Annotated in this window: 6 protein-coding genes; 4 read left to right on the top strand and 2 right to left on the bottom strand. The window is 65.1% G+C overall.

The features are described from left to right. Nucleotides 1-40: 40 nt before the first annotated feature. On the bottom strand, nt 41-931 hold the full coding sequence (locus tag BRAS3809_RS17340) for an ABC transporter substrate-binding protein (protein ID WP_008963400.1): 891 nt from the start codon (nt 929-931) through the stop codon (nt 41-43). A 458-nt stretch (nt 932-1,389) separates the two neighbouring features. Here BRAS3809_RS17340 and BRAS3809_RS17345 point away from each other — a divergent pair, with 458 nt between their 5' ends. The 4 genes from BRAS3809_RS17345 (at nt 1,390) to BRAS3809_RS17360 (ending at nt 5,251) form a co-directional block, all read left to right on the top strand. Continuing rightward, on the top strand, nt 1,390-2,214 hold the full coding sequence (locus BRAS3809_RS17345; RefSeq protein ID WP_008963401.1) for an ABC transporter permease: 825 nt from the start codon (nt 1,390-1,392) through the stop codon (nt 2,212-2,214). Further along, nucleotides 2,214-3,311, top strand: a complete 1,098-nt coding sequence (locus BRAS3809_RS17350; protein ID WP_008963402.1) for an ABC transporter ATP-binding protein — start codon at nt 2,214-2,216, stop codon at nt 3,309-3,311. The genes BRAS3809_RS17345 and BRAS3809_RS17350 overlap by 1 nt, the downstream gene beginning before the upstream one ends. Beyond that, nucleotides 3,308-4,339 carry an ABC transporter substrate-binding protein gene (locus BRAS3809_RS17355; protein ID WP_008963403.1) on the top strand — a complete coding sequence of 344 codons (1,032 nt, stop codon included), beginning with the start codon at nt 3,308-3,310 and terminating at the stop codon, nt 4,337-4,339. Before BRAS3809_RS17350 ends, BRAS3809_RS17355 begins: the two co-directional genes overlap by 4 nt. Before the next feature lie 81 nt (nt 4,340-4,420). Beyond that, nucleotides 4,421-5,251, top strand: a complete 831-nt coding sequence (locus BRAS3809_RS17360; protein ID WP_008963404.1) for an ABC transporter permease — start codon at nt 4,421-4,423, stop codon at nt 5,249-5,251. 12 nt (nt 5,252-5,263) lie between these two features. Here BRAS3809_RS17360 and BRAS3809_RS37080 read toward each other — a convergent pair. After that, nucleotides 5,264-5,517 (bottom strand): hypothetical protein (locus BRAS3809_RS37080; protein ID WP_210161103.1); only part of this gene is annotated, 254 nt, incomplete at its 5' end.

Below are 5,517 nucleotides of genomic sequence, written 5' to 3' on the forward strand. Positions count from 1 at the left end.
TCGCTGCGGCAGCAGCTTCGTTTTTGGAACCGCAGGCCTATCAGTCGGCCGTCAGGATATCCGGCTCCTTGAAGTTCGCCGGATCGAGCTCCCACTTCTTCAAGAGCTCCTGGTGGATGCCGGCCTTCTGAACCTCGATCAGTGCTGCCATCACGGCATCACGGAAATTGGGCTTGTCCTTGGGCACGGCAATGCCGACCGAATAGGGGATGGTCACGGCGATCGCCTTCTCCAGCTTGTCCGGATAGGCCTTCACCGCCTGGTCGACCGTGTTGACGTCGTTGACATAGGTGTCGGCCCGGCCGGCCAGGATGGCCTGGATGCAGTTGGCGTTGTTGTCGTAGAGCTGCAGGGTCGGCTCCGGCTTGCCGGCTTCCTTGCACTTGGGCCCCAGCTCCTGGATCAGCGGCACCTCGACATAACCGGTGTTCTCGGCCGCGGCCGCGCCGCACATCGAGAGATTGATGCCGTTGATGCCCTTCGGGTTGCCCTTGGCGACCAGAACGCCGTCGAACACCTTGGAGTAGGTGATGAAGTCGGCCGCCTTGGCGCGCTCCTTGGTGGCGTAGATGTCGGAGATGACGATGTCGGCCTGACCGCTGGCCAGCGTCGTCAGCAGCGCGGCGAACGTCACCGGCTTGTAGGTCAGCTTGAAGCCGAGGCAGTCGCCGATGGCCTCGCCGAGATCGATGTCGAAACCGACATATTTGCTCGGATCCTTCGGGTCGATCGACTCATAGCCCGGGGTGTGCGGGTTGATCGCGTTGACGAGCGTCTTGCCCTTCCAATCCGGATATTTTTCCTTCAGTGCCGCGCAGCCCGCGGGCGTCGCTGCCTGCGCGTCCATGGGGGCGAGAAGTGCCGCCGCGATGATGGCGCCGAGCGCGGCAAGCCACGCGCGTCGCGTCCCGGTGAATAGCCTTGTCTGCATGTTGCCAGCTCCTTCGAACGATGTTGTCGCGCTGGTCCGGCGGTGCATGGGTGCCGTCGCCCCGGTCCAAGCTTGGCCGAAGCTTAGGTGCGTGCCCGCGCGGATGACTTGTCCGGGGACGCACAAAATCTTGGATCGCGCCGGTGCAAGATTTGAGCAGTCATTGCCCAAAACGACGCCGCTGCGACGGATGGCCACGACGGTCGGTGGCGCGTCGATCGACTTGCTTGAATTTCGAAAATCGAAAACCGTGCGGCTTCGATGAGCGTCCTGCAAGCGCTCGTCTAGCGCCGAGATGGAGCGGCCGGCGACTCACGCGTCAGGATCGTGGCAGCGCATGGCCGCTCGCCCATGCACATGTGCATTGCGATAAGCCCTCCCGCAGACTTGGCGGCAGCGGGGCTGCCGACTACGATGCCGCCACTCGAGCTGCTCATCTGTTTGTTGAGGTGTCCGCAATGCTGTTCCGTTTTACGGGACAAGTTTCTTTCGGCCAATTCGCAGTGCGGACACTGATCGTCGTCGCCTATGCCGTCATCTTCGCGCCCGTCGTGATGATCGTGATGACGAGCTTCTTTGCGCCGGAGATCGTCAGCTTTCCGCCGCCGGCGCTGTCGCTGAAATGGTACCCGAACGCCCTGAGCAAGCCCGAATTCCTGCGTGGCCTCGTGACCAGCTTCCAGGTCGCGTTGCTGTCGACCGCAATCGGCGTGCCGCTCGGCACCGCGGCGGCGCTCGCGATCGTGCGCGGCGAGTTCCGCGGGCGGCAGGCGCTGTCATCCTTCCTGCTGGCGCCACTGGCGGTGCCGGGTGTGGTCGCCGGTTCCGGGCTCTACATGTTCTACGTTCTGGCCGAGGACCTGCTCGACCGCGACATCAAGGCGACCACCGGAGGCCTCGTTGCCGCGCACACGCTGCTCGCGATTCCCTGGACGGTGCGACTGGTCGTCGCCAGTCTGCAGGGCCTCGACCGCGCCGCCGAGGAGGCGGCGGCCAATCTCGGCGCCAGCCCGTTGACGGTGTTTCGCCGCATCACCCTGCCGATGATGCGCTCCGGCATCGTCGCGGCGGCGATGTTCTCCTTCATCCAGAGCTTTGAAAATCTCGATCTGTCGATGCTGCTGGTCGGACCCGGACGGATCACGCTTCCCGTGGCCATGCTCAACTATCTCGAATTCCGCATCGATCCGACGCTCGCCGCCGTCGCCACCGTACAGATCGTGCTGGTCGGACTGCTGATGGTGATCACCGATCGCTTCGTCAAACTGTCGCGGGTGGTGTGATGGCGCAGCTCACCATCGAACAGCTCACCAAGCGCTTCGGCACCTCCATCGGCGTGGAAGGTCTCGATCTCTCGGTCGGCGAGGGCGAGCTGGTCGCGCTGCTCGGCCCGTCCGGCTGCGGCAAGACGACGACCTTGCGCATGGTCGCGGGCTTCCTGCCGCCGACCAGTGGCCGCGTGCTGTTCGACCGCGAGGACGTCACGCAATTGCCGGCCTACAAGCGCGCCACCGGCATGGTGTTCCAGTCCTACGCGCTGTTCCCGCATATGAGCGCGGCCGACAATGTCGGCTTCGGCCTGGAGATGCGCGGCCTCGGCGCGGCTGAGCGCAGGACCGAGATCGAGAAGGCGCTGAAGCTGGTGCGGCTGTCGCATCTCGCTGACCGGCTGCCGCGGCAATTGTCCGGCGGCCAGCAGCAGCGTGTGGCGCTGGCGCGCGCGCTGGTGATCAATCCGCGCATCTTCCTGCTCGACGAACCCCTGTCGAATCTCGATGCCAAGCTGCGCGCCGAGGTGCGGCTCGAGATCCGCGCGCTGCAGCAGCGGCTCGGCCTGACCACGCTGATGGTGACGCATGACCGCGAGGAGGCGCTGACCATGGCCGACCGCCTCGTGGTGATGGAGGGCGGCCGCGTGCGCCAGATCGGCACGCCGCAGCAGCTCTACGATTCGCCGGTCGATGCGTTCGTGGCCGACTTCGTCGGACGCTGCAACATCCTGACCGGCCGGCGTGCGAATGAGAGCGAGTTCCGCACCGGCGGCGGCCTGCTGCTCCCGGTCGATGTCGTCAGCGGCGAACGCGAGGATGCCGACGCCTTCGCGCTGCGCCCGGAACGGATTGGCATCGTGCCCGGCGACGCGGGCGAGGTGCGCGGCCGCGTGCAGGCGATCACCTATATGGGCGCGCAGACCGAATATGTCGTGGCGCTGGGCGACGAGACGCTGGTGGCCGTCAGGCCGACGCCGGACGCCGGCGAACCGCTGGCCGCGCTCAAGCCCGACGATACCGTGTCGTTGCAATGGGACCGCAAGGTCCCGCGTCTCGTGCCGCAATCGTCCAAGTCAATCGTTCATCCCAAGCGAGAGGTTCTCCCATGATTTCGCGACGTCATTTTCTTTCCGCCAGCGCCGGCGTCGCCGCGCTGGCCTCCGGGCTGCCGAGCGCTCGCGCCGAGGGCGGACAGGTGGTGGTCGGCACCTGGGGCGGCGACTATGGCCAGCTGCTGTCGGACATCATCGACAAGCCGATCATGGCGCCGAAGGGCTATGAGATCGTGCAGGACGTCGGCAGTCAGGATCCACGCAAGACCAAGCTGCTGGCCGAGCGGCAGAGCCGCCGCGGCTCGATGGACGTGTCATGTCTCTCCGACAGCGACAATTACATCGTGTCGCAGTCGGACGTGTTCGAGAAGGTCGATGCGGCGCAGGTCAAGCGGCTCGACAAGGTGTTCCCGGAGCTCAGGAGCGAGATCGCGATCCCGCACATCTATTCGGCGCAGGTGATCCTCTACAACACCAACCAGGTGAAGACGCCGCCGCAATCCTTCGCCGATCTCTGGGATCCGAAGTGGCGCGGCAAGATCGGCCTCGCCGACATTCTCTATCCCAACAACACGCTGGCCGCGGCGCTCGCCGGCGGCGGCGGCGTCAGCAATCTCGATCCGGCCGAGAAGAAGCTGATGGAATGGCGCTCGCTCGACGTGAAGATCTATCCGTCGAACGAGGCCCTGGCGGCGGCGCTGAAGTCTGAAGAGGTGTGGTTGACGACGATGTGGCTTGCCCGCGGCTTCATGTGGAAGAAGTCCGGCATTCCGCTCGCCCATGTCGTGCCGAAGGAGGGAACGCCCGCGATCGTGTTCCAGGCCTCGGTGCCGAAGAACGCCAAGAACAAGGCCGGTGGCTTCGCCTATCTCGACGCGATGCTCGACGCCAAGGCGCAAGGCGGCTTCGCCGACAAGATGGGCTACGTCCCGACCGTCACCGATGCGCCGCTGCCGGAGGATCTCGCCAAGCAGGTCAGCCTCACCGAGGCCGAGCGCGCGCGGCTCTTGAAGCCGGACTATACCTATGCCGCAGGACGCGCCCAGCGTACGCTCGACTTCTGGAACAAGGAGTTCAAGGCCTGAGCCGCGAATCTGAGCTCCTGCGGCTCCGGCCGCAGGAGCACGCGGCCGATCCGCCGCTCATCTGCAATCGGAGCTCGCGCGATGGCGCTGCTGGTCGTCCCTGCCTGTCTCTTGGTCCTGGCACTGCTGGTCGGGCCGATGATCCTGATGTTCAGGATCTCGCTCAACCAGTTCAGCCCGAGCCAGCTGATGGTTCAGGCGCTGTCGCCGGACAATTACATCAAGGCCGCGACGGACCCGTATTATCAGCAGATCATCCTGGCCACGCTCGGCATCGCTTTGCTCTGCACTCTGCTCACGCTGATCCTGGCGTTTCCGGCGGCCTACTGGCTCGGCCGCATGGAGAGCCGCTGGAAGAGCCTCGTGGTGATCGCCACGCTGTTCCCGCTGCTGGTCGGCAATGTCGTGCGCTCGGCCGGCTGGATGGCGCTGTTCGCGCGCGACGGCCTGATCAATGCCAGCCTGTTGAAGCTCGGCCTGATCTCGGCGCCGCTCGAGATCATGTACACCACCAAGGCCGTGATCATCGGCATCATCGCGGTGGTGCTGCCCTACATGATCCTGACGCTGTCGGCGGTGATCGAGAGCATTCCGCGCGATCTCGAATATGCCGCCGCCAATCTCGGCGCCTCCGGCGCGCGGGTGTTCTGGCGCGTGATCCTGCCGCTGTCCGGCCCGGGCGTCGCCGCCGGCTCGATCCTGGTGTTCGTTTTGTGCATGAACACCTATGCAACGGCGGTGCTTCTCGGCGGTCCCCGATTCACGATGATGGCGCCGGCGGTCTACGACCAGTTCGTGCGCGGCAACAACTGGCCGATGGGCGCCGCGCTCGCCTTCATGCTGCTCGCGGTGACCATGACCTTCACGGTCTTCGGCAGCGTCGCGTTCGCGCGGAAGTATAGGGCGGGATGACGGCAGACGCCGTCATTGCGAGGAGCGCAGCGACGAAGCAATCCAGACTTGCTTTCTGGCCCTGGATTGCTTCGCTGCGCTCGCAATGACGGAAAGACGAATCGTAGGGTGGGCAAAGGCGCACAGCGCCGTGCCCACCGCGATGCACGGAAAATACGCGTGGTGGGCACGCTGCGCTTTGCCCACCCTACACGACGACAACGAGGATACGCAGGCATGACCGACCAAGCCACACTGCCCGGCGATGAGCTCGCCGTCATCCGGAA

The organism is Bradyrhizobium sp. STM 3809, from assembly GCF_000239795.1.
GTDB lineage: Bacteria > Pseudomonadota > Alphaproteobacteria > Rhizobiales > Xanthobacteraceae > Bradyrhizobium.

Excerpts from the sequence above, each read along its gene's own strand:
- BRAS3809_RS17340 (WP_008963400.1), bottom strand. The coding sequence starts at position 931 with ATGCAGACAAGGCTATTCACCGGGACGCGACGCGCGTGGCTTGCCGCG.
- BRAS3809_RS17345 (WP_008963401.1), top strand. The coding sequence starts at position 1,390 with ATGCTGTTCCGTTTTACGGGACAAGTTTCTTTCGGCCAATTCGCAGTG.
- BRAS3809_RS17350 (WP_008963402.1), top strand. The coding sequence starts at position 2,214 with ATGGCGCAGCTCACCATCGAACAGCTCACCAAGCGCTTCGGCACCTCC.
- BRAS3809_RS17355 (WP_008963403.1), top strand. The coding sequence starts at position 3,308 with ATGATTTCGCGACGTCATTTTCTTTCCGCCAGCGCCGGCGTCGCCGCG.
- BRAS3809_RS17360 (WP_008963404.1), top strand. The coding sequence starts at position 4,421 with ATGGCGCTGCTGGTCGTCCCTGCCTGTCTCTTGGTCCTGGCACTGCTG.